The sequence below is a fragment of the Streptosporangium sp. NPDC000095 genome (assembly GCF_042899335.1).
GTDB lineage: Bacteria > Actinomycetota > Actinomycetes > Streptosporangiales > Streptosporangiaceae > Streptosporangium.
Genome location: NZ_JBIAZS010000004.1, coordinates 319,005 through 341,196 on the forward strand (window position 1 = coordinate 319,005; position 22,192 = coordinate 341,196).

Genomic DNA, 22,192 nt, shown 5'->3' on the forward strand with positions numbered 1-22,192 from the left:
CCGACGGGCTCGGGTGTGGTGTCAGACAATGACCGGGCTGCGGCGTTCGATCAGTACGACGTCACGCCAGACGCCGTGGTGGCGTCCGATCCGCTCTCGGGTGCCGATCACCCGGAACCCGGCGCGTGCGTGCAGGGCGAGACTCGCGGTGTTCTCGGGGAAGACGCCGGATTGGATCGTCCAGATTCCGGCGGCCTCCGTGGAGGCGATCAGCGCCGCGAGCAGCGCGGAGCCGACACCGCGACCTCGGGCCTCGGGGTGGACGTAGACCGAGTGCTCCACCACCCCGGCGTACGCGCACCGGTCGGAGACCGCCGTCGCCGCGACCCAGCCCAGCACCCGGTCACCGTCCCGGTCGCTGCCGGTGTCGGTGTCGACGGCGACGTGACTGTGGGCGGGCAGCTTGGCCGCCACGAACTGCTCCCAGGTCGGGACGGCGGTTTCGAAGGTCGCCTGGCCTTCGTCGATGCCAAGTCGGTAGATGTCCAGCACCTGCGCGCCATGCCTCGCGGTCATGGCCGTGACGCGCGGCCCCGCAGTGGTGGTCACGAACGGCCTGCGGCGGGGACCAGTTCGGCCAGCAGCGCGCGAACCCTGGCATCGATCTCGTCGCGGATGAGGCGTACCTGCTCGATGCCCTGGCCGGCCGGGTCTGTCAGCTGCCAGTCCAGGTAGCGTTTGCCGGGGAAGATCGGGCAGGCGTCGCCGCAACCCATGGTGACGACCACGTCGGCGGCCTGGACGGCCTCGCCGGTGAGCGGTTTGGGGAACGCACGGGTCAGGTCCAGGCCGAGTTCGTCCATGACCGCGATGACGGCCGGGTTGATGGAGTCGGCGGGGGCGGATCCGGCCGATCGGACGGTGACACCTCCGGCGGCGTAATGCTCCAGCAGGGCGGCGGCCATCTGGGAGCGTCCGGCGTTGTGCACGCAGACGAACAAAACCTCGGGGACGGTGGACATGAAGGCTCCTTAAGCACGGGCGAGGCGGTGGCGCAGGGCCAGGGAGAGGTAGACCAGCGCGAGCAGGACGGGCACCTCGATCAGCGGGCCGACCACCCCGGCCAGGGCCTGGCCGGAGGTGACGCCGAAAGTGGCGATCGCGACCGCGATGGCGAGTTCGAAGTTGTTGCCCGCCGCGGTGAACGCCAGCGTCGCGGTGCGCGCGTATCCAAGACCGACCAGGTGGCCCAGGGCGAAGGCGCCGACCCACATGAGCGCGAAGTAGACCAGCAGCGGCAGCGCGATCCGCGCGACGTCGAGCGGTTTGGAGGTGATCGCGTCGCCCTGCAGGGCGAACAGGATCACGATGGTGAACAGCAGACCCCACAGCGCCACCGGGCCGATCTTCGGCAGGAAACGGGTCTCGTACCAGGTGCGGCCCTTGGTCTTCTCCCCCAGGCGGCGGGTGAGGTATCCGGCCGCCAGCGGGATTCCGAGGAAGATGAGCACGGAGCGGGCGATGTCCCAGGTGGACACGTCCAGCGCGGCGGCGGGCAGGCCGAGCCGGCCCGGCAGCGCGACCAGGTAGAACCAGCCGAGCCCGGCGAAGGCGATCACCTGGAAGGCGCTGTTGATCGCGACCAGCACGGCGGCGGCCTCCCGGTCCCCGCAGGCCAGGTCGTTCCAGATGACGACCATCGCGATGCACCGGGCCAGCCCGACGATGATCAGGCCGGTGCGGTAGTCGGGCAGGTCAGGCAGGAAGAGCCAGGCCAGGGCGAACATCAGCGCGGGGCCGGCCACCCAGTTCAGCACCAGCGAGGTGGCCAGCAGCCGCCGGTCACCGGTCACCGTCTCCAGCCGGTCGTAGCGGACCTTGGCCAGCACCGGATACATCATCACCAGCAGGCCCAGCGCGATCGGCAGCGAGATGCCGTCGACCTGCACGACCTCCAGAGCGGCGCCCAGACCGGGGATTGCCCGGCCCGCCACCAGCCCGGCGGCCATCGCGGCGGCGATCCAGACCGGCAGCCACCGGTCCAGCGTCGACAACCGCCCCGGCACCACTTCGGCCCCTGCCGGGGCGGACGGCGCCTGTGCGGCGCCGCTCACGCCATCGCCGGCAGGCGCGGTCCCAGGATCGCCGACAGCCGCGCCAGCACACCCGGGTTGACCCAGTAGTAGACCCAGGTGCCACGCCGTTCGCAGTCGATCAGCCCGGCCTGGCGCAGCACCTTCAGGTGGTGGCTGATGGTCGGCCCGGTCAGCTCGAACGCGCTGGTCAGGTCGCATACGCACGCCTCGCCACCCTCGTGGCAGGCGATCAGCGACAGCAGTCGCAGCCGCACCGGGTCGGCGATCGCCTTGAACAACGGCGCCAACTCCTCGGCCTCGGCCGCGTTCAGCGGCTCGCACACCAGCGGCGCGCAGCATGCCTGCCCGGCCTCGTCGGTCCCGGCCAGGTCCACGATCGGCAGCGCTTGTTTCGACATAGCTCTAAGTTGACAGATCTCTAAGCAACATTGCAAGCTGGCGACATCCGCTGAATAGATATCCATCGAAACAGCGATGCGAGTGGTGACCGCCACCACCCGCCGGAACCTCCTGGAGGACCACCATGTCCCGTGTCCAGCTCGCCCTGCGCGTCTCCGACCTGGAGGGCTCGATCGCCTTCTACTCCAAGCTGTTCGGCGTGGAACCCGCCAAGCGCCGCCCCGGTTACGCCAACTTCGCCATCGCCGAGCCGCCGCTGAAGCTGGTGCTCCTGGAGGGTGAGGAAGGCCACGACACCCGCCTGGACCACCTGGGCGTCGAGGTCACCGACACCGCCCAGGTGGAGGCGGCCACCCGGCGACTGAAGGACGCCGGGCTCGCCACCTTCGAGGAGAACGACACCTCCTGCTGCTACGCCCTGCAGGACAAGGTGTGGGTGACCGGTCCCGGCGCCGAGCCGTGGGAGGTGTACGTGGTCAAGGCCGACGCCGACGTCCTGGGCAAGTCCGCGACCGCCGACCAGGACCCCGCGGCCCCGTGCGTCTGCGGCCCGACTGCGGAACAGGCCCCGGACCAGCCGGTCGGCGCCGCGGCGAGCACCGGCTGCTGCTGACGAACCACCGAGAGATCACCCTGCCTGCCACAACGCGCGACAACCCCGCCAGGAACCACACGGCCGGCCGCGGCAGAAAGCGACAACGGAAGGGATGATGTGAATCTGGGTGGGATGCCGACCCGGCGCTGATGGAGTGGTTTCTCGGCGGGCAAGCACCGCGGATGCGAAAAGACTCCGCCGCTTCTCCGGCGCAGGCCCGACGGGGGCCCGGCGGGGCCCCGGCGCCTGGGGTTCGATCGTGAGAGAGAACTCAGGGCGCTGGGGTTCAACCGCCCTGAGCGTAAGGTGCTGCTCCGGCCCCCGCCCGGCCAGGTCGTCATCGCCACCGTGTGCACGATGCCCGAGGAGCGCACCCGCAGGTTCGAGCCGTCAGCGCAGGCGGCCCGCGCAGCGGCTGGCGCCCGGCCGGCGTCGGCGGGTCCACCCCCTCGCCTCTTGCCGCACCTCAGCAGAGGCATAACCGTGTGCCGAACAGGCCCGCGCGCAGGCCGGGCTCTGCGCGTCCGTAACGCGCCCTGCCACCGGCGCCACGGCAGTGAAAAGCGCCCTCCGCCCCAGAAGCTACGGCAGCACCGGCAACGACACCGCCGTTTGGGGTCTTCTCGGAGCGGGTTTGGGTCATTTCACCAGTTGCGCGGCAGGACGCAACCATGGATAGTGACTTTAAGTGATCATATGAACCGTATATGTGACCGTTGGATGTCTCCAGTACCAGTGCCAGTCCCGTCGTTGACCAGAGCGACGGCGTCGCGTCGTTTTCGATCCCGCTGCTGTTGCCCAGAGCGTCGCGTTGAGCGGCTCGACGCCGACCCACCCGAGAAAGGACCCCATGACCCCCCTGACCACCCCGGTCTCCAGCCTCACCGCGACCGAGATCGAGCAGACCGTCACCCTGGTACGCGAGGCCGGCCTGGCCGGCGAGAGCGTCCGCTTCGTCTACATCGGCCTACTCGAACCACACAAACAGCAGGTACTCGCCTTCCAGGCCGGCACCGGGCCAAGGCCCGACCGCCAGGCGCGGGTACTGCTGCTCGACACCACGACCGGCGACGCCCGAGACGTCAGCGTCGACCTCACCACCGGCGCGGTCGCCACGATCGTCGATGTCGACGGCTCTCGCGGCGCGATGCCGATCATGGCCGAAGAGTTCATGTCGGTCGAGGGAATCCTCGCCCAGGAACCGGCCTGGGTCGAGGCGCTGGCCAGGCGCGACCTGACCACCGAGCAGGTCAGATGCGCGCCGCTGTCAGCCGGCGTCTTCGGCCTGCCCGGCGAGAAGGGCAGGCGGATCATCCGGGTGCTCTGCTTCGCCACGCTCGACCCCGACGCCCACGTCTGGGCACACCCGGTGGACGGGCTGAGCGCCTACGTCGACCTGATCGAGAAGAAGGCGACCGAGGTCATCGACATCGGTATCTTCCCGCTGCCGCAGGAGCCGAGCACGTTCCACCTGCCGCAGGGGCGCCCGGCACCGTTGGAGACCCTGAAACCCATCGAGATCACCCAGCCCGACGGGCCGTCGTTCCAGGTCCAGGGCGATCGGATCACCTGGGCGAACTGGTCTTTGCACTTCGGCTTCGACGCCCGCGAAGGCCTGGTGCTCCACCATGTGGCCTACACCGACCCCGACCACGACGGCGAGCTGCGGCCGGTCATCTATCGCGCCTCCATCGCAGAGATGGTCGTGCCCTACGGCGACCCGGCGCCGGTCCGCTTCTGGCAGAACTACTTCGACGCCGGCGAATACCTCTTCGGCCGGTATGCGAACTCGCTCACTCACGGCTGCGACTGTCTCGGCGAGATCCACTACGTCGACGTCGACCTGGCCGACGAGCTCGGCAACGTGCAGCAGATCCCCAACGCGATCTGCCTGCACGAGGAGGACTACGGCACGCTCTGGAAGCACACCGACATCTACACCCCCAACTCGGCCGAGGTCCGCCGCCAGCGCCGCCTGGTGATCTCCTTCTTCACCACGGTCGGCAACTACGACTACGGCTTTTTCTGGTACCTCTACCTCGACGGCAGGATCGAGTGCGAGGCCAAGCTCACCGGCATCCTGTTCACCACGGCCTACCGCGGGCTACGAGAATGGCCCTACGCCGGCGAGGTAGCGCCAGGCCTGGGCGCCCCGTTCCACCAGCACCTGTTCAGCGCCCGCCTCGACATGATGGTCGATGGCGTCTGTAACGCGGTCGACGAGGTCGACGCGGCCCGGGTACCGCTCTCGTCGGAAAACCCGTACGGCAACGCCTTCAGCTACACCCGGACCCGGATCGCCAGCGAGGCCCAGGGGGTACGCAGCGCGGACGCCTCGGTCGGGCGGACCTGGCACATCGTGAGCACCGAGCGCACCAACCGGCTCGGCCAGCCGACCGGCTACGTCCTGCGCACCGAGCAGAACCCGACCCTGCTGGCCGACCCCTCCTCCTCAATCGCCGCCCGGGCGGCGTTCACCACCCGAGAACTGTGGATCACCCGCTACGCGTCCGAAGAGCGATATCCGGCAGGCGAGTTCGTCAACCAGAACCCGGGCGGCGACGGCCTACCGGCGTATGTCGCGGGCGACCGCCCCCTGGACGGTGAAGACATCGTGCTGTGGCACACCTTCGGCGTGACCCACTTCCCGCGACCTGAGGACTGGCCGGTGATGCCGGTCGACCATGCCAGATTCTCGTTGACGCCCTATGGGTTCTTCGACCGCAACCCCACACTGAACGTGCCCGCCGACACGGCCAGGCACCACGGCGGACCCTGTCACCACGGCGCCTGAGAGGCGCAGACGGAGCAGGTGGTGGCCGGGTGCTGCTTTCGGCGGTGCTCGGGGCCCCCATGCCAATCTCCTCTCAACGAGTGGCACAAGAATCCAAGAACCCGCCTCCACAAGACCAGGGGCACACCACTGTGTCCCGGCTCAATGAAGGTGGCACGGCCGAGGGCTTTCGAGCTGGACGCGTGCCACTTTCACTGAGTCAGAGCAGTCAGTAGGCGCACTGGACGACGACGTCGTCGAGTTCGGCGCGTGGGGCGAACTGGTGGTTGAAGGCCTTTGCCACGGTCAGCCGCAGCACGACATCGGAGCGCTGCGCGGTCCAGCTCACCGTGTGCAGGCGCCAGCCTGGGTCCACCGTCTGGTCCACCGGTACCGTCTTCAGGGCGATGTAGGTCCAGTCGGCCGGGTTGATGACCTCCAGGTTGAAGGTTGCCGCGGCGTTGCGCAGGTCCAGCCAGACGCCCGCGGTACAGCGGGCGCCGGGGTGGGCGGGCACCGGGGTGAGGAAGATGGTCCGGCCGATCGCGCACCACCCGCCGGTGTTGCTGACGCGCAAGCCGGCCATGCCGGTGCCGGTACGGGGCGAGGCGATCCCGACGCTCTGGAAGTATGGGGTGTCGCAGTCGCCCTGGTCGGTGAACGTCCACCGGGCGGCCGGGTTCGACGCCGGTTCGAAGCCGTCGGAGAGCTGCCAGATTCCCGCGGACGCGGGCTCGGCCGGGAGGAGTACCGCTGCGAGGGCGATGGCTGCCGCCATCAGCGTGCGTGGAAGTGCTGAGCGCATAACCAAGCTCCTTGTCAGAGCTAAGACGACAACACTGTCATTTTGCGGCCACTAGGGGCTCGTCCGTAGTTTCCAGACTAAAAACAACACTAAGACGGTGACTCATTTGGCGAGTCGGCGGTAGCAGAGTCCCGGGAAACACGCGACTGGTTCGAAAGATGAGCGACATCGAAGCCGACCTCAGCGACTGATCTCCCCCGGTCAAAGGGAGGACCAGATCCAAGGCCACCGGCCTTTTGTACGGTCCACACCCCGCGACGTGGAGGCCACCGGCTCGGAAATCCGGCGGACGCGGGCCTGTGCTTCCTCCAGATCCGCACCGTGAACGCCTACGTCTACGACCTCCTCCACGGCGACGGCACCACGACCGGCTGGGCGACCCAACGCTGGTACGGAGAGGTCATCACCGAACCCGGCTCCATGGTCGAGCCCTACCTCCGAGAAGTCGGCTGCCCCGAGTCCCCCGAAGTCGTGCGCTCCGGATCCTGGGTCGTCGAACCCGAACACCACGGACGGGTCTGCCTGGAGACCTACCTCTTCCTCACCGGACGCATGAGCGGCCGGTTCATCGACCACCAATGGCTGAGCGAGAAGAGAGCCCTCTACACCATCCCCCTGCCACCGGCGATGTAGCCGAACACGTCGCCCTCGGCGACGACCGCGGCCCGAGGTTTCCCCTGTGGTCCGGACTCCGGCGGTGGGTCATCAGGTCATTCGACGCCCAGCGCCTTCTTCACCCGGAGGGCGACTTCGTCGATGCTCCCCATCGCCTTCCACTCGCCTTCCAGGTCTTCTTGTCCGCCCACGAGCTTCGAGCCGTCGTCGAAGACCATCCCCTGGGCATCCGGGGTTGCCAGAACGGCACCGCTCGGCAGACCGTTCTCGGCCCCTTCGATCCGTAAGGCCGTTCGCCGATCCGAGAAGAGGAAGAGCATCACTCTCACACCGGCGGGTATGGCCTTTCGGAAATCGTCAAGAGACCTGCTGGGCGTTCCATCGTGATACAAGCCCCCCTGGTCCAGGTCGACATAGACGCGACCGCCACTGACAATCCCGTTGTCCTTTACGGTGGAGTCGACGCGAACGTGCATGACCACACGCTTGTCCGGATAGGGGTCACCTTCGATGTCATATATGTCTCGCCCCTGTTCGAACCCCTCGACACTTCCGATGACGATGGCTTCATGATCTCTGGACTTAACCAGCTCCTCGGGTGAACTCTTGTGGTCGTAGTCGACAATCATCGCCCGAAGCACCGATGTGTCTATGCGGTATGTCGTTCCGGTTGTCTGCCCATTTCCCCTAGCCGGAGATTGCCGAGCGCCGCAGCCAGAGGTCATGGAGATGGACAGAGCCAGCACTATCACGAGACGAAAGCTCGTCAAATTCACGTAACACTCCATGAGCATCATCGGTAAACGGTTCGTGGTCACCGACGCGCTCGGGCCGCTGACGGCGGTGACGGTGCGCCCGGCCGAAGTGCGAGATCGCGCCGGGGCCACCCTCACCAGGGGCGAGTTGCAGGAGTCTCCTCCTGTGACCAGCTTGTTACAGGGAGGCGGGGTAACCCGGCGAGAAGATTCCGCGTCTCAACAGTCGTGATCAACCAAGCGATGGCAACAGTACTGGTGATCGGATCGCTGATGGGCGGAACCAGCGCGGCCCACGCGGGCACCACCGAGATCCCCAAAGGCTTCCTGCTGACCGAGCGCGCGGCGGCTGCGGGACCGGTCATCGCGGACGAGGAGTGGTGGGAGATCAGTAACAGCCTGTCCCGGCAGCTCGCGCTCAATCCCTGTCGTACGAAGGCAAAACCCCGCGACGGCCGAGTCGCGATGCGCACCATCACGTACTCGACCAGCGCCCCCTCCGGGAGCGGCGAACAGCTCGTGCTGTACAGGAGCACCAGGTCCGCCCAGGCCGCGTTCCGTAAGCTCCGGGCGGACCTGGCCAGGTGCCCGAGGCGGGCGACGACGAAGAGCGGCAGCGGGTTCGGCTACGTCGGCAAGCCATTGCGCGTCGGAGACGAGGCCCTGTCTGTCGCGGGCCACTTCCACAAGCGAGGAAAGCGTGACCGTGAGCCTGCCGAGCTGGGGGTCGTCGCCCGCCGGGGCGCCGCGCTGTTCGTCTACACCGACGTCGGCAACGGCCTGGGAGCGGGCAGGAAAATCGTCAACCAGGCAAAGAAGATGACGAAGAAGGTGTGCGGCCTGCCCAGGGTGTGCGGGTAGATCGCCCGCTTCGGAAAAAGCCCCGCATATCCCCACCGATGGCGGCCGAACCACCGTCGGCGGATTGACATCCAGCCGATTCGTACGGACACTGTCCGTACAGAATCTAAGCGGTGGGGAGTGATCTCCCTACGGTCGAAGAGCGCCGCGTACTGCGGCGCCGACCGGCGTCGGCGCAACGCCGACATCCGCTGTGGAGGAGCCAGCAGCCATGACCCGTCCCGCGCCCGGCAACACCGCCTCCCCCAGGCACGACACCAGAAGCCGACTCGAAGTCCGCATCAGCACGGAAGACAAGAACCTGATCGAACAGGCCGCCCACGCCAGACGGGAGACCGTCACCGGCTTCGTTCTCCACGCCGCCCTCGACGCGGCCGAAGAGGTCATGCGCCATGAACGGATCACCGTCGTGCCTCCCGACTTCTTCGAAGCGATCATCGACTCACTTGACGCCCCCCCGCAGCGGAACGAAGCGCTGACCCGTGCCGCCCGGGAGAGCCGAGAGATTCCGAAAAGGAAGTAACGGGTGTACGACCCTCAGTCGCTCAACCAGCAGCACCGCACGGATTCGTTCGACTGCGGGAAGGAGTCGCTGAACTTCTGGTTGAGCACATCAGCCCTGCAGGCTGAAAAGAACCGCACCGCCCGTACTTTCGTGTGGACCGCAGACGGAGAGCACGACGTCGTCGCCTACTACTCCCTTGCCGGTCATCTGCTGCAGAAAGACGAGATCCCCTCCAAGGCAGGTCGTGGCGGCCCGAACCAGATTCCCGCCGTCATCCTGGCGCGACTGGCACTCCACAAAACATTGCAGGGCGGCGGCCTGGGCAGTCGTCTGCTCGTCCACGCCCTCAGCAGGGCACTGGAGTCATCTCGGAGCGTGGCGGCTCGCCTGGTCGTCGTCGACGCCCTCGACGAGGAGGCGGCGCGCTTCTATGAGAAGTACGGATTCATCCGTGTCCCGGGGAACACGCGACTGGTTCGAAAGATGAGCGACATCGAAGCCGACCTCAGCGGCTGAACATCTGACCCCTTGGTCAGAGACGAGGTGGTGGTGCCCTGCTGCCGGTACCGGACGGGGAGGGCCGCCCGGCGTGGTGGCGTCGAGTCAGCCCGGGTACCGCTCGCGGCCGCCCGGCGGGCAGGACGGGTTGCATAGCACGTCGACCCAGATGTCGGCGACCGGCGCGGTGATCTGCTCGACGGCCTCGGCCGGGATCACGTCGTCGGTGACGTCGGCCCAGATCAGACGTACCGCCGCCGCCAGCGTGACGATGTGGGTGCCGCACCCCGCACACAGGCGCACCCCGTCGGACAGATCCACGATGGGCAGCGGACCGCTCATCGAGACCTCCACTCCGCGCAGACGAACCAGACGGTCTTGCCGTCCGCCGGCCTGCCCTCCGACGCCGGTACGACGCCCCACCGGTCGGCGTAGGCCGCGACGATCGCCAGCCCACGACCCTGCTCCTCCTCCGGGCCGGCCGGGACCGGGCTCGGCCACACAGCACTGTGGTCGGTGACCTCCCCACGGACGACCCGCCCGTACCGATACAGGGCAAGGGTGATCGGCGCCTTGCCGTGCAGGATCGCGTTGCTCACCAGCTCGGACACGACCATGGTCACGTTCTCCGCCACGGAGGACATGTCCCAAGCGGCGAGGGCCTCCCGCACGAGGCCGCGCGCCTTACCGACCGCTTCGGGATCGGCAGGCAGATCCCAGTACGCCTCAAGGGCGTTTCGAGGTGTCTTCATAAGTGCTCCAGCGAGGGCGAGGCCGACAGAGGGAGTGCCGCACTTGGCGTACGCGAGCTCAGAAGCACGAGGTTGGAACCCGACTCAGGCAACAGCTGATGTCACGCAGAATCATGATCTCCTCACACAACGTGTTCGCTCGCGGCCCTATGATGTGGCCTGCACAGTCCATACTGCAACTCTCATTTTGAAACTCGACCGATATGTCTTCCCTTGTGCCAGGTGCTCTACGATCGACTTCCCTACGCCCTGGAGGTAACCGATGACATACAGTGGCCAGAGTCCAACGGTGCGCCGACGGCGCCTGGCCGCCGAACTCCGGGGTTTGCGCGAGGCCGCAGGCCTGACCATGGAGGAGGTCGCTCAGGCGCTGGACATGTCACGGGCCACGATTTCGCGTCTCGAAACAGGCAAAACGGCCCGGCCACGACCTCGCGACATCCGAGACATCCTTGATCTGTACAGGGCAGAGGACGCTCACCGGGAAGCGGTCATGGACCTCGTCCGGGGTGCTCGCGAGCGGGGATGGTGGGAGCAGTACAAAGGTGTCTTCACCGGCACCTACGTAGGACTCGAAGCCGAGGCATCCTCAATCGACACCTTCGAACCCCTCGTGATCCCTGGCTTGCTGCAAACCTCCGCGTATACAGCCGAACTGATCCGAGCCTCCCTGTCTTATGATCCTGCCGAGCTCGACAAGCGCGTGGAAGCTCGGATGCGCCGACAGGAGATTCTGCGGCGTCCGAACCCGCCCCGATACCGGGCGATCATCGATGAGGCAGCCCTGCTACGGCCGGTAGGTGACACGGAGGTCATGCGCGACCAACTTCGCAAGTTGATCAACACCCATCCGCTTGAGCACGTGACCATTCAGGTCATGCCGATGTCGGCAGGCCTGCATGTCGGCATGTCGGGCCATTTTGTTATTCTGGAATTCCCTGATTTCACTGATCAGAACGTTGTCTATATTGAAACACCGACAGACAATCTCTACCTTGAAGAGCCCAAACAGCTCGAACGCTATAACCTGATGATGCAGCGCCTCGTCGCCGACGCACTTGGAGCTGACGCCTCGATCGCATATCTGTCCGAACTCATCGACCGGTTGTGAGACACCAATGGATCTGTCTAGCGCCGAATGGCACAAGAGCACCCTCAGCCAAGGCGACAACAACAACTGCGTGGAAGTCGCCCGCAACCTTCCCGGCATCGTCGCGATACGTGATTCGAAGACCCCCGACAAACCGAGCCTGATCTTCACCACCTCGGAGTGGACCGCCTTCATCAGCGGCATCAGGAACGGCGAGTTCGGCTGACGGGCACCGGCTATACGGGCATGACCGTGACCAGTCGCCGGGCCAGGGCTTTCGCTTCGGCGAGTAGCCCGGTCGGTGGCTGGTCGAGATCGAGGGCGTGCTGGCCGACTCAAACGGCACCAGTAGCAATGAATCGCTATTCCTGGCGGATCCCACCTGATAGACCGACATGAAACCGGGTCCCGGGGTTCGGAACATCGAACCCCGGGACCCGCCGCGTTACCTGACACTGAAAGGAACAGCGTGAGCTCAACGGTTGAGACCGTCGTCTCCGGAGACTCCGAGAACACCCTCATCCGTGCTGAGTTCCCCGTGAACTACGCGCAGTTCTACCTGTTCGACGGCAACACGTATCGAACCGTGCACCCAGAGCCGAAAGCACCTGGACTGTCGAACGCGGGCATCCTGCGAACTGTACGAGGAGGAGCCCACTTCGTTACCGGCCTCTATCTGGGAAACATCGACTTGACCGTATCCCTGCACCACCACGCCCCGGAGCCGCTGCTGGAGGAATACGAGGACGTGGTCGAGGCCAGCTTCCAAACCGACCTCGACCCACTCGCGGTCATTGCCTGGGATTCCACAAAGTACATCGCCCTGCCACAGCTGCCGTCCAAGGCCGGCTGGTACCGGCTGCGCTACCACGCCCGCAACATGGACCAGGCCTTCGACCTGCGTTCCACGGTGATCATCGACTCGTTTCACCTTCAGATATGGCCCACCCCTCAGAGCGATGCCAAGGTCCTCCAAGTGGTATCGGACAGGGCCCGCCGCAAGTTGTCCCGCTGACCACAAAAATCCAACGGCGCCACCTGCCGAACCCAGGCCGCCGCGCGGCCTGTCGTCTCACAGGGCGCGAGCGGCGTCACCCGATCCGAGGGGCCATGGTTTCCCTCACGTGGCGTACGCGCTGGTTGTTCACCCCTTGCCCTCGTTGTTCTTCTTGCCGGTCGTGAAGGCCACTCCCAAACCGGCGCCGACGGCGATACCGATACCCATGCCCATGGCCAGGTTGCCGAGTGCCACTCCCAGGGCGGCACCGATGGCGACGCCGACGGCGATGCCCATGGAGAGTCCGGTGGCGGCCTTCGACGCTTCGTCTTTCTCATCCATGCGTCTGCCGCTTCCCCCGCTCCGGTGGAACATGCGCCCCATCGGGCAGACATCTTGGCGCGTCGGCCTTCCTTACTCACACGGACGCACGACGGCGGGCCCGGCCGGACGAATCCGGCCGGGCCCGCCGTGTTCCATGAGACGGATACCGGGATCAGGCGACGACGGAGCGGAGCGGAATGCCCGCGCCGTCCAGATCACGGATCAGGTCGCGAACGTACGGGTGCTCGTCGGCCGTCAGGCCGTCGGGGTTGGGGATCGTGATGTACGTCGAGCCCGCGGCGGACGCCGTCTGTGCCGTGTCGGTGTACTTCTCGATCACCGCCTGTGCCCGCGCGAGGTCGGCGTCGGCCACCTCGATGGTGATCGGCCGCCACTCCCCGCCCAGGTTGGGCAGTTCCTCCGCCTGCTCCGCGGCGCTGCGCGAGGGCTCCGCACGCAGGGTCCGCTGCTGGGCGGCGGGCGTTGCCCCCTGGTACAGCAGGGCGTTCGCGACGAGGTGGATACCGTTCTCGTTGTACGCCCTGAACAGCGGGTTGTAGGCGAAGAGGACGGCGCGTCCGGCACCGGTCGGCTCGTCGACGATGGCGGCCGTGCCCTTGAGCGCGTCGGACCCCACCGTGTAGCCGTTGGACCAGAACCTGTCGTCGGACGGGTAGGTGAGGACGTTCCTGCCGGTGGTGCTCGGGTTCAGGATGGGGTCACCGTTGTTGAACTGGAAGTCCTCCAGGGGACGGCCGAGCGCCACCGGGTTGTCGCTCGCCACGTCCACTCGGAAGTGCGATCCGATGACCTGGTAACCGGTCGGCTTGGGCTTCTCGGTCGTGGAGGTCAGACCCGCGGCACGGGCGACCCGGGTGCCCTCGTTGCGCAGTCCGATGTAGGTGCCGCCCGCGGCCACCCACTGCTTGAGGTTGGCCTGGCCCGTGGCGGTCAGGCCGCCCGTGGAACTGCTTCCGTCGGGCACGAGCACGACGGTCCGCTCGGTGAAGGCCGGGGTGTTGTCGTTGATGTCGGCCGTGGTCACCGGCTTGAGGTCCAGGCCCCAGCGGTTGCCGAGCACGTAGCGGGTCTCGCCGTACGACCCGGAGGTCGTGCTGATGCCGGTTCCGGCGAACAGGCCGACGTCCGGGGTGCGCAGCGGGCTGCCGGAGGCCGCCGCCGAACCGCCCGTGACGGTGACGCCGAGCGACTTGGCGAGCTTGTCCAGCGTGTTCGGGGTGAGCGCGCCCGCGGGCAGGCTGACCACACCGCTCGTCAGGTCACGCGAGAGCGGCACGCCCGAGGCGAGCAGCTTGAAGGTGAGCTCGGAGGCCGCGGCCGAGTCCAGCGGGTAGGAGTAGGAGCCCTTCGGCGGAGCCGAGGAGGCGATCCCGCCCTCGATGTCCTTGACGAGGTCGACCTTGGGTGACAGCTCGTCCCCGGTGTAGATCGTGTCGACCCCCATCAGCAGCGGGTTGCTCCACGAGGAGACGTCGTAGAAGTACGGGAACGGGGCGTAGGGGTTCTCGCCGATGAGCGCCTGGATCCAGTGCTTCTGCGGCTGGTTCATCGGGATCCAGTAGGCGCCCTTGGGAACCGTGAGGTTGGCGGCGCTCCGGCCGCCGAGAATCTTGGCGCTGGGCACCGTGACGGGGTTCTTCAGCCGGTAGACCTCGACGTCCATGTCGCGCAGCCGCTCGACCAGCCGGCGCACGTCGCCGATCTGCCGGTCGGGCAGCAGGAAGTACGAGCGGATCTTGATGTCGGGCACCGGGAACTGGACCGTGTTGGTCGGCTGGACGACCTCGTTCGGCTGAAGGGTGCCGGCCGCCCCTTCCTCGATCGCGGTCCGCCAGATCGAGTAGTAGCCGTTGAGGACCTCATTCTTGTTGTCGGCGGCCCAGCCGGTCGTGGCCCACTGGGTGTTGAACTGCTGCTGCACCCGGTCCTCCACGGCCGAGGCGCTGCCCTTCTCGTACGTCATGCCGGCGGCGCCGAAGCCCGCGGCCGGCACGGTGTCGCCGTAGCCCATGTAGAACAGGTCGTACGTCGAGTAGTTGAAGTAGCACTCGGTGGTGACGCCGGGGCGGCAGGCGCCGTTGTAGCCGAAGCCCTCGCCGTTCGCCGCTCCGATACGGTTGATCCAGTTCACCGGCTGGTCGGCGATCTCGTGGTGGATCGGGTCGGCGTTGGGCGGGAAGAAGTACTGCCGGCCGCCCATCTCGTGCGCGTCGACGAAGACCTGTGGCGGGTATTTCCGCAGCATCTCGATCTTGGCGTCGGTCTCCGGCTGGGTGCGGGCGAACCAGTCCCGGTTCAGGTCGAAGCCGTAGTTGTTCTGGCGGCGGTTCGCGTCGCGGCCGTCCGGGTTCTGGGTCGGCACGATGACCGTGACGAGGTTGTCGTTGCGCTTGGCGACGTCGCAGGACAGGCCGCTCGCGAGTTCGTACAGGGTCCTGAGCGCGGCGTCCGCGCCGCTCTTCTCGCCGCCGTGCACGTTGCCCGTGATCCAGACGATGGCGGGAGAGTCCTTGGCGATCCGCGCCGCCTTGTCGGCCTTCAGCGAGCGCGGGTCACGCAGCGAACCGACCTGATCGGCGATCTTCTTCAGCTGGCCGGGAACCATGTGGTGCTGGTCCGACACGATGGCGTAGGGCAGTTCCTGGCCGGAGACGCTGTGCGCCATCGTTCCCGTGACCACGCGCTTGGAGGCGCTTCCCACGGCCTTCAGATAATTGTTGATCTCTTCTGTCGTGAGGACCCTGGGCTGTCCCTGGCCCAGTGGGAAGCCGAAGAACTGCTCGGGGCTCGGCACGTCGGCCGCGTGGGCGGTGGGGTCGGTGCTGCACTTGTCGCCGGCTGGACCGGCCTGCGCCGAGGAGGTCGGTGTCAGGGCGAGCACGGCCGATACGAGGACCGCGACACCTAGCACCTTCCCATAGGGGGATTTTCTGCACGTCGTCGTGCGAAACCGCATTTCAACTCCAGACAGGGGGCGGGGGGTGACTCTGGGGAGAGCCCCGGCCAGGAAAGGATGAATTCACGGCGAACAGTATTAGAAAGCAGCAAACCGGACAAGGGGGAAGGAAACTTCACAACACCATGCGAATTGTCGTGATTTGTCGTTTCTCCAGGTGGGGGCATTGGCGAGTGGCCGAATCAGCTATACCGGAGTGCGTTGGACGGTCAGGACTCGGCTGAGGTGAAGGACGCTCATGCCGAACAGCAGCACCCCCAACGGGAGGTGCAGGGTCGTCATCCCCGCGATGCCCAGCGCCACCTGCGCCAGCGTGAGTCCCAGGAACACGGCCGCGTACAGGATGGGCCTGGGTGAGCCGCCGCCCGGACGCCACAACAGGATCGCGGTGGCCAGGTGCACCACCGCCACGGTGAACACGCTGTACGCCGAAGCGCTGTGCAACGCCCGTCCGCCGGGCGAGGACAGCAACAGGCCCGCGGTGATCGGCGCGGTGAAGACGACCAGGGTTTGCAGAGCGATCACGACACGCAAGAACACGGATGACTCCTTGACGGCTGCGGGACGGAGGAAGACGGCGACGGCGGCGTGCCTGCTATGCCGTCGTCCAGGGCCGGAGCTTCTCGGGGTTGCGTACGGCCCAGATCCGGGTGACCCGATCACCCGCGACCTCGAACGCCATCACCGCCTCGGTGACGCCATCGCGCTGAGCGACCAGACCGGGCTGACCGTTGACCGTTCGCTCCAGGATCGTCATCCCGGGCGCCAGGTCGGCGATCGCCATCGCGTAGCGCGCGATCTGCTCGCCGCCCTCGATCGGGCGGAGCAGGGCGCTGACGACACCGCCCCCGTCGGAGACCATCGTCACCTTGGGGTCGAGAAGTCCGATGAGAGCGTCGATGTCCTTGGCCTCCCACGCCCGCTTGAAGTCCCTGACGACGTCGGCGCGCCGGGCCGCCGGGGTCGCGGGGACCTGTGCGGCGCGGATGCGGCGGCGGGCCGAGGAGGCCAGCTGGCGGCAGGCCGCCGGGGTACGGCCGACGATCTCGGCCACCTCGGCGAAGGAGTAACGGAAGACGTCGTGCAGGACGAACGCGACGCGTTCGGCCGGGGTCATCGATTCGAGCACGACGAGGAAGGCCATGTTGACCGACTCGTCGAGAGTGACCCGATCGGCGGGGTCGGTCAGGTCGGTCACGGCGCCGCCCGGCCGCCCGCCGAGCAGCTCCGTACGGTCCGGCAGCGGCTCGGGGATCCACTCGCCCACGTAGCGCTCCCGCCGGGCACGTGCCGAACCGAGCAGGTCGAGGCAGACGCGGCCGGCGACCGTCGTCAGCCAGGCGCCGGGCGACTCGATGGCCTCCCGCTGTCGCCGCGACATGGCGTACCAGCGGGCGTAGGTCTCCTGCACGACGTCCTCGGCGTCGGCCAGGGAGCCGAGGAGCCGGTAGGCGAGATTGATCAGCTGACGCCGCTCGCTCATGACCGCGCTCAGGCTCGGATCGGTCCGGTCGTCTCCTGGCTCGGGCGGGACGGTCATGGTGTCGTCGGCTCCCTCGGTGTGGTTGCTGGTGTGGCTGCGCTCACCGGATCGACGAGACAGCGCGCCGAACTGTGAGGCCGGTCGCGTCGCCTCACATTCTCGGCGGTTGTGTCGTCGGAGTTCCCGGACACCGTCCAGCACGCGGGAGACCGCTAAAGAACGCTGGAGAACTCCGCACCCCGACCCGGGACGCGGGTCACCGTCGGAAGTCTCACCTCGGAAGACGGGCCGTCCTCCACGGGGTCGAGGACGGCCCGCCGCCGGGGCGTGAGCTTCGGAAACACCGCTGACATCGAGAGGAAGACATCGTGACGTCCACCCCCAGCAGTACCGAGCAGGACGACCTCAGGTCGCGTCTGCCCGATCCCTCCCAGTTCTTTCCCGAGGTGATGTCGATCGCCGGAGCCATGATCAAGGCCGTCCAGAACGGTGCGATTCCGCAGATCACCGTCGGCCTGGTACAGCTCCGCGCCGGGCAGATCGTCGGCAGCACCTACCACGCGATCCGACAAACCGACAATCTCCGCAAGGCCGGTGAGACGGAGGAGCGCATCACCGCCGTGGCGTCATGGCGGGACGCCCTCTACTTCACCGACGCCGAACGGGTCGCGCTGGAACTCGTGGAGGCCGTCCTCACCCCGAACCCGTCCGGGGAGCGCGTCCCCGACGAGCTGTACGCCAGAGCGTCGGCTCACTACGACGACAAGGCGCTCTGGACGCTCATCCTCGCGATCGGCCAGATCTGCTTCTTCATCCCCGTCGCCCTCATCGCCAAGCCGATCCCCGGCATGCCCCCGGGCAAGAACTACCGGGCGTAACATCCCTCGGACGTGAGCACCATCCCTGGCGGGGGCACCGGTTGTGGGCTACCTTGCTTGACGTGATCAGGGGCGCGGGTATGACGTTCGTGTCAAGCGAGGGAGCGGAGTCATGAGCCGCCTGGACACCACGGGTGACGACTACCGGGCGCGGCGTGAGGCGATGCTCGCCAAGCTGGCGGAACTCGACGCCGAGCACGCCAAGGCCGTGGCGGGCGGCGGCGAAAAGTACGTCGACCGGCATCGCGCGCGAGGCAAGCTCCTCGCCAGGGAGCGGATCGAGCTGCTCGTCGACCCCGACTCGGCGTTCCTGGAGCTCTCACCGCTCGCGGCCTGGGGCAGCGACTTCCCGGTGGGGGCGAGTGTGGTCACCGGGATCGGGGTGGTGGAGGGCGTCGAGTGCGTGATCGTCGCCAACGACCCGACCGTGCGGGGCGGCTCGTCCAACCCGTGGACGCTGCGCAAGACGCTCAGGGCGGCCGACATCGCCTTCGAGAACCGGCTGCCGCTGATCAACCTGGTGGAGTCCGGCGGTGCCGACCTGCCGACCCAGAAGGAGATCTTCATCCCCGGCGGCCGGATCTTCCGCGACCTGACCCGCCTGTCGGCGGCCGGGATTCCCACGATCGCCCTGGTCTTCGGCAACTCCACGGCCGGTGGGGCGTACGTGCCGGGGATGAGCGACCACGTGGTCATGGTCAAGGAGGGCGCGAAGGTCTTCCTCGGCGGGCCGCCGCTGGTCAAGATGGCCACCGGGGAGGAGTCCGACGACGAGTCGCTGGGCGGCGCCGAGATGCACGCCCGCGTCAGCGGCCTGGCCGACTACCTCGCCGCCGACGAGCACGACGCGTTGCGGATCGGACGGCGAATCATCAAAAGCCTGAACCGGCGCCGGCCCGGCCGCTCCCCCGGCGTCGTGCGTGACCCCCTGTACGACGAGGACGAACTGCTGGGCATCGTGCCGGAGGACCTGAAGATCCCGTTCGACCCGCGCGAGGTGATCGCGCGGGTGGTGGACGGCAGCGAGTTCGACGAGTTCAAGCCCCTGTACGGCGGAAGCCTGGTGACCGGGTGGGCCCGCCTGCACGGCCATCCGATCGGGATCCTGGCCAACGCCCGCGGCGTGCTGTTCAGCGAGGAGGCGCAGAAGGCGGCGCAGTTCATCCAGCTCGCCAACCAGGTCCGCGTCCCGCTGGTCTTCCTGCAGAACACCACCGGCTACATGGTCGGCAAGGACTACGAGCAGGGCGGCATCATCAAGCACGGCGCGATGATGATCAACGCGGTGTCCAACTCGTCCGTCCCGCACATCACGATCGTGATGGGCGCCTCCTACGGCGCGGGCAACTACGGGATGTGCGGCAGGGCCTACGATCCCCGCTTCCTGTTCGCCTGGCCCAGTGCCAAGTCGGCCGTGATGGGTCCCGCCCAGCTCGCCGGGGTGCTGTCCATCGTCGGCCGGGCCGCCGCGCAGGCGCGAGGACAGGTCTACGACGAGGAGGGCGACGCGGCGATGCGACAGCTGGTCGAGGCGCAGATCGAGGCCGAGTCACTGCCGTTCTTCCTGTCGGGCCGCCTCTACGACGACGGCGTGATCGACCCCCGCGACACCCGGACGGTCCTCGGCCTGTGCCTGTCCGCCATCGACAACGCCGCCGTCGGCGACACCACCGGCGGCGCCGCCTTCCACGGCGCGGCGGCCGGCAACACCACCGCCCCGCGGCCCTCGGGCTTCGGCGTCTTCCGGATGTGATCGTGACCACGCCCATGCCCATGACCACGCCCATGTTCCGGATGTGACCGTGACCACGCCCATGACCGGCGCCGCGCCGATCCGCCGCCTGCTCGTCGCCAACCGCGGTGAGATCGCCCGCCGCGTCTTCCGCACCTGCCGCGACCTCGGTGTCGAGACCGTCGCGGTCTTCTCCGACGCCGACGCGGACGCGCCGCACGTGGCCGAGGCCGACCATGCCGTACGGCTCGCCGGTGTCAGGCCCGCCGACACCTACCTCGCGGTGGAGAGGATCGTCGAGGCGGCCCGCCTGGCGGGGGCCGACGCGGTGCACCCCGGCTACGGCTTCCTGTCGGAGAACGCCGCCTTCGCGCGGGCCGTGACCGAGGCCGGGCTGACCTGGGTCGGTCCTCCGGCCGAGGCCGTCGCCGCGATGGGCTCCAAGATCGAGGCCAAGGCGCTGATGGCCCAGGCGGGGGTCCCGGTGCTGCCGGGCTTCGTCGCGGGACCCGGTCACTCCACAGACGACTTGGAGGCCATGTTCTCCCGGATGGGTGGACCGATCTCCGAAGGGGCCTTTCCCCTGCTGGTGAAGGCGTCGGCCGGTGGCGGCGGGCGCGGGATGCGCGTCGTGCGACGCGCCGAGGACCTGCCGGAGGCGGTCGAGTCGGCGCGCGGGGAGGCCGCGTCGGCGTTCGGGGACGGCACGGTGTTCGTCGAACCCCTGCTGGAGGGCGCCCGGCACATCGAGGTGCAGATCCTGGCCGACGGGCACGGGACGGTGTGGGCGCTGGGCGAACGGGAGTGCTCGATCCAGCGGCGGCACCAGAAGGTGGTCGAGGAGACTCCGTCCCCGGCGATCTCCGCCGCGATGCGGGCGCGGCTCCTCGACGCGGCGGTCACCGCCGCGCGGGCCATCGGGTACGTCGGCGCCGGTACCGTCGAGTTCCTCGTCAGGGAGGAGACGGTCGCCTTCCTGGAGATGAACACCCGCCTGCAGGTGGAGCACCCGGTGACCGAGTGCGTGTACGGCGTCGACCTCGTCGAGTGGCAGTTGCGGATCGCCGAGGGCGCCCGGCTCCCCGCGTCGCCGCCCGAGCCGTCCGGGCACGCCGTCGAGGTGCGCCTGTACGCCGAGGACCCGGCCCGCGACTGGCTTCCGCAGAGCGGCGTCCTGCACCGCTTCGAGGTCTTCGGGGTGGACTCCCGCTTCGCGTCCCCGCCGGGTGGGCGCCACGGCCTGCGGCTGGACTCCGGGGTCGAGGACGGTTCGGAGATCGGCGTCCACTATGACCCGATGCTCGCCAAGGTCGTCTCCTACGGTGCGAGCCGCACCGACGCGGTGCGCAGGCTCGCCGCCGCGCTGGCGGGTGCGAGGATCCACGGTCCGGTCACCAACCGGGACCTGCTGGTCGAGGTCCTGCGTCATCCGGCCTTTCTCTCCGGAGAGACCCACACCGGATTCCTGGAGGAGCACGGGCTCACCGGGTCCGGCCGAGACGCCCACGGGGTCGTGCGCCTGTCCGCCCTCGCCGCCGCGCTCGCGGGGGCGGCGGCGAACCGGGCGACGGCGACCGTGCAGGCCGGACTGCCGAGCGGGTGGCGCAATGTGGTGTCGCAGCCGCAGCGCAGCTCCTTCGCGGAGGCGGAGATCTCCTATCGGATCACCAGGGACGGCCTGCGCGCCGAGGGGTTTCCCGATACGGTCCTGATCGGCGCGACGCCCTCGCTCGTGGTGCTGGAGACCTCGGGCGTGCGGCACCGATTCGCCGTCGCCCGCTACGACGACGTGACGCACGTGGACTCCCCCCTCGGTTCCGTACGGCTCACCCCGCTGGCCCGCCTGCCGGAACCGGTGGAACACGTGCTGCCCGGCTCCCTGGTGGCACCCATGCCGGGTACGGTGCTGCGGGTCGACGTCGAGGTCGGCGAGACCGTCGGGGCGGGGCGGGTGGTCGTGGTGCTCGAGGCGATGAAGATGGAGCATCGGATCGCCGCGCCCGCGCCGGGTACGGTGGCGGCGGTGAACGTGGCGCCCGGCCGCCAGGTCGAGGCGGGGGCCGTGCTGGCCGTCATCGAGGAGCGGACGTGACCTTCCGGCTCTCCGACAGGCTCCG

25 protein-coding genes are annotated in these 22,192 nt (G+C 67.9%); 13 read left to right on the plus strand and 12 right to left on the minus strand.

All coding sequences use genetic code 11. The features are described from left to right. Positions 1-21: 21 nt before the first annotated feature. From ACFY3V_RS12235 to ACFY3V_RS12250, 4 genes are read right to left on the minus strand one after another with little or no spacing between them, the layout of a single operon-like run. Positions 22-516 (minus strand): GNAT family N-acetyltransferase, encoded by a 495-nt coding sequence (locus ACFY3V_RS12235; protein ID WP_389772634.1) that lies wholly within the window; start codon positions 514-516, stop codon positions 22-24. Between the two features lie 29 nt (positions 517-545). Then, positions 546-962, minus strand: coding sequence for an arsenate reductase ArsC (locus ACFY3V_RS12240; RefSeq protein WP_362900796.1), 417 nt, complete (start codon positions 960-962; stop codon positions 546-548). A 9-nt stretch (positions 963-971) separates the two neighbouring features. Further along, positions 972-2,054, minus strand: coding sequence for an ACR3 family arsenite efflux transporter (gene arsB, locus ACFY3V_RS12245; RefSeq protein ID WP_389772637.1), 1,083 nt, complete (start codon positions 2,052-2,054; stop codon positions 972-974). Next, the gene (locus ACFY3V_RS12250; RefSeq protein ID WP_362900792.1) at positions 2,051-2,434 is read right to left on the minus strand and encodes a metalloregulator ArsR/SmtB family transcription factor; all 384 of its coding nucleotides are present in this window, start codon (positions 2,432-2,434) and stop codon (positions 2,051-2,053) included. The genes arsB and ACFY3V_RS12250 overlap by 4 nt, the downstream gene beginning before the upstream one ends. Positions 2,435-2,559: 125 nt before the next feature. On the opposite strand from ACFY3V_RS12250, the gene ACFY3V_RS12255 reads away from it, so the two are divergent. Together ACFY3V_RS12255 and ACFY3V_RS12260 are read left to right on the plus strand one after the other, a co-directional pair. Beyond that, on the plus strand, positions 2,560-3,048 hold the full coding sequence (locus ACFY3V_RS12255; RefSeq protein ID WP_362900790.1) for an ArsI/CadI family heavy metal resistance metalloenzyme: 489 nt from the start codon (positions 2,560-2,562) through the stop codon (positions 3,046-3,048). 832 nt (positions 3,049-3,880) lie between these two features. Beyond that, a complete protein-coding gene (locus ACFY3V_RS12260) occupies positions 3,881-5,824 on the plus strand; it encodes a primary-amine oxidase (protein WP_362900788.1) in 1,944 nt (647 codons plus the stop codon). 208 nt (positions 5,825-6,032) lie between these two features. Here ACFY3V_RS12260 and ACFY3V_RS12265 read toward each other — a convergent pair whose 3' ends face one another. After that, positions 6,033-6,608 (minus strand): hypothetical protein, encoded by a 576-nt coding sequence (locus ACFY3V_RS12265; RefSeq protein ID WP_389772642.1) that lies wholly within the window; start codon positions 6,606-6,608, stop codon positions 6,033-6,035. Between the two features lie 321 nt (positions 6,609-6,929). Here ACFY3V_RS12265 and ACFY3V_RS12270 point away from each other — a divergent pair, with 321 nt between their 5' ends. After that, positions 6,930-7,241 (plus strand): hypothetical protein, encoded by a 312-nt coding sequence (locus ACFY3V_RS12270; protein WP_362900784.1) that lies wholly within the window; start codon positions 6,930-6,932, stop codon positions 7,239-7,241. Positions 7,242-7,318: 77 nt separating this feature from the next. On the opposite strand, the gene ACFY3V_RS12275 is transcribed toward ACFY3V_RS12270, so the two are convergent. Beyond that, positions 7,319-7,852 (minus strand): hypothetical protein, encoded by a 534-nt coding sequence (locus tag ACFY3V_RS12275; protein WP_389772647.1) that lies wholly within the window; start codon positions 7,850-7,852, stop codon positions 7,319-7,321. A gap of 157 nt (positions 7,853-8,009) precedes the next feature. Between ACFY3V_RS12275 and ACFY3V_RS12280 the strand changes: the two genes are divergently transcribed. The 4 genes from ACFY3V_RS12280 (at position 8,010) to ACFY3V_RS12295 (ending at position 9,860) form a co-directional block, all read left to right on the plus strand. Further along, complete coding sequence (locus tag ACFY3V_RS12280) at positions 8,010-8,210, plus strand: hypothetical protein (RefSeq protein ID WP_362900780.1); 201 nt, start codon at positions 8,010-8,012, stop codon at positions 8,208-8,210. An 11-nt stretch (positions 8,211-8,221) separates the two neighbouring features. After that, positions 8,222-8,839, plus strand: coding sequence for a hypothetical protein (locus ACFY3V_RS12285; protein WP_389772650.1), 618 nt, complete (start codon positions 8,222-8,224; stop codon positions 8,837-8,839). A gap of 211 nt (positions 8,840-9,050) precedes the next feature. Further along, complete coding sequence (locus ACFY3V_RS12290) at positions 9,051-9,362, plus strand: DUF1778 domain-containing protein (protein ID WP_350943985.1); 312 nt, start codon at positions 9,051-9,053, stop codon at positions 9,360-9,362. Between the two features lie 3 nt (positions 9,363-9,365). Further along, the gene (locus tag ACFY3V_RS12295) at positions 9,366-9,860 is read left to right on the plus strand and encodes a GNAT family N-acetyltransferase (protein WP_362900776.1); all 495 of its coding nucleotides are present in this window, start codon (positions 9,366-9,368) and stop codon (positions 9,858-9,860) included. Between the two features lie 87 nt (positions 9,861-9,947). Here the strand turns inward: ACFY3V_RS12295 and ACFY3V_RS12300 are convergent, their stop codons facing one another. Together ACFY3V_RS12300 and ACFY3V_RS12305 are read right to left on the minus strand one after the other, a co-directional pair. Continuing rightward, positions 9,948-10,184, minus strand: coding sequence for a hypothetical protein (locus tag ACFY3V_RS12300; RefSeq protein WP_362900774.1), 237 nt, complete (start codon positions 10,182-10,184; stop codon positions 9,948-9,950). Beyond that, positions 10,181-10,594: an ATP-binding protein gene (locus ACFY3V_RS12305; RefSeq protein WP_389772654.1), complete on the minus strand. Its 414-nt coding sequence runs from the start codon at positions 10,592-10,594 to the stop codon at positions 10,181-10,183. Before ACFY3V_RS12305 ends, ACFY3V_RS12300 begins: the two co-directional genes overlap by 4 nt. A 262-nt stretch (positions 10,595-10,856) precedes the next feature. Here ACFY3V_RS12305 and ACFY3V_RS12310 point away from each other — a divergent pair, with 262 nt between their 5' ends. The 3 genes from ACFY3V_RS12310 (at position 10,857) to ACFY3V_RS12320 (ending at position 12,699) form a co-directional block, all read left to right on the plus strand. Then, complete coding sequence (locus ACFY3V_RS12310) at positions 10,857-11,705, plus strand: helix-turn-helix transcriptional regulator (RefSeq protein ID WP_362900770.1); 849 nt, start codon at positions 10,857-10,859, stop codon at positions 11,703-11,705. A gap of 7 nt (positions 11,706-11,712) precedes the next feature. Next, positions 11,713-11,910: a DUF397 domain-containing protein gene (locus ACFY3V_RS12315; RefSeq protein ID WP_362900768.1), complete on the plus strand. Its 198-nt coding sequence runs from the start codon at positions 11,713-11,715 to the stop codon at positions 11,908-11,910. A gap of 243 nt (positions 11,911-12,153) precedes the next feature. After that, positions 12,154-12,699 (plus strand): hypothetical protein, encoded by a 546-nt coding sequence (locus ACFY3V_RS12320; RefSeq protein ID WP_389772658.1) that lies wholly within the window; start codon positions 12,154-12,156, stop codon positions 12,697-12,699. Positions 12,700-12,828: 129 nt separating this feature from the next. On the opposite strand, the gene ACFY3V_RS12325 is transcribed toward ACFY3V_RS12320, so the two are convergent. The 4 genes from ACFY3V_RS12325 to sigJ all read right to left on the minus strand — a co-directional run bounded on the left by ACFY3V_RS12325 (position 12,829) and on the right by sigJ (position 17,522). Then, positions 12,829-13,023: a hypothetical protein gene (locus tag ACFY3V_RS12325; RefSeq protein ID WP_350943992.1), complete on the minus strand. Its 195-nt coding sequence runs from the start codon at positions 13,021-13,023 to the stop codon at positions 12,829-12,831. Between the two features lie 154 nt (positions 13,024-13,177). After that, entirely contained in the window at positions 13,178-15,937 is a 2,760-nt protein-coding gene (locus ACFY3V_RS12330; RefSeq protein WP_389772662.1) for a M14 family zinc carboxypeptidase, read from the minus strand. A gap of 231 nt (positions 15,938-16,168) precedes the next feature. Continuing rightward, positions 16,169-16,522, minus strand: coding sequence for a hypothetical protein (locus tag ACFY3V_RS12335; RefSeq protein WP_389772664.1), 354 nt, complete (start codon positions 16,520-16,522; stop codon positions 16,169-16,171). A gap of 55 nt (positions 16,523-16,577) precedes the next feature. Then, a complete protein-coding gene (gene sigJ / locus ACFY3V_RS12340; RefSeq protein WP_389772668.1) occupies positions 16,578-17,522 on the minus strand; it encodes an RNA polymerase sigma factor SigJ in 945 nt (314 codons plus the stop codon). A gap of 311 nt (positions 17,523-17,833) precedes the next feature. Here sigJ and ACFY3V_RS12345 point away from each other — a divergent pair, with 311 nt between their 5' ends. The 3 genes from ACFY3V_RS12345 to ACFY3V_RS12355 all read left to right on the plus strand — a co-directional run bounded on the left by ACFY3V_RS12345 (position 17,834) and on the right by ACFY3V_RS12355 (position 22,167). Further along, positions 17,834-18,343 (plus strand): carboxymuconolactone decarboxylase family protein, encoded by a 510-nt coding sequence (locus ACFY3V_RS12345; protein ID WP_389772671.1) that lies wholly within the window; start codon positions 17,834-17,836, stop codon positions 18,341-18,343. Positions 18,344-18,455: 112 nt separating this feature from the next. Then, positions 18,456-20,096, plus strand: a complete 1,641-nt coding sequence (locus tag ACFY3V_RS12350) for an acyl-CoA carboxylase subunit beta (protein ID WP_389772674.1) — start codon at positions 18,456-18,458, stop codon at positions 20,094-20,096. Between the two features lie 61 nt (positions 20,097-20,157). Beyond that, complete coding sequence (locus ACFY3V_RS12355) at positions 20,158-22,167, plus strand: acetyl/propionyl/methylcrotonyl-CoA carboxylase subunit alpha (protein ID WP_389772954.1); 2,010 nt, start codon at positions 20,158-20,160, stop codon at positions 22,165-22,167. The last annotated feature ends 25 nt before the right edge of the window (positions 22,168-22,192 follow it).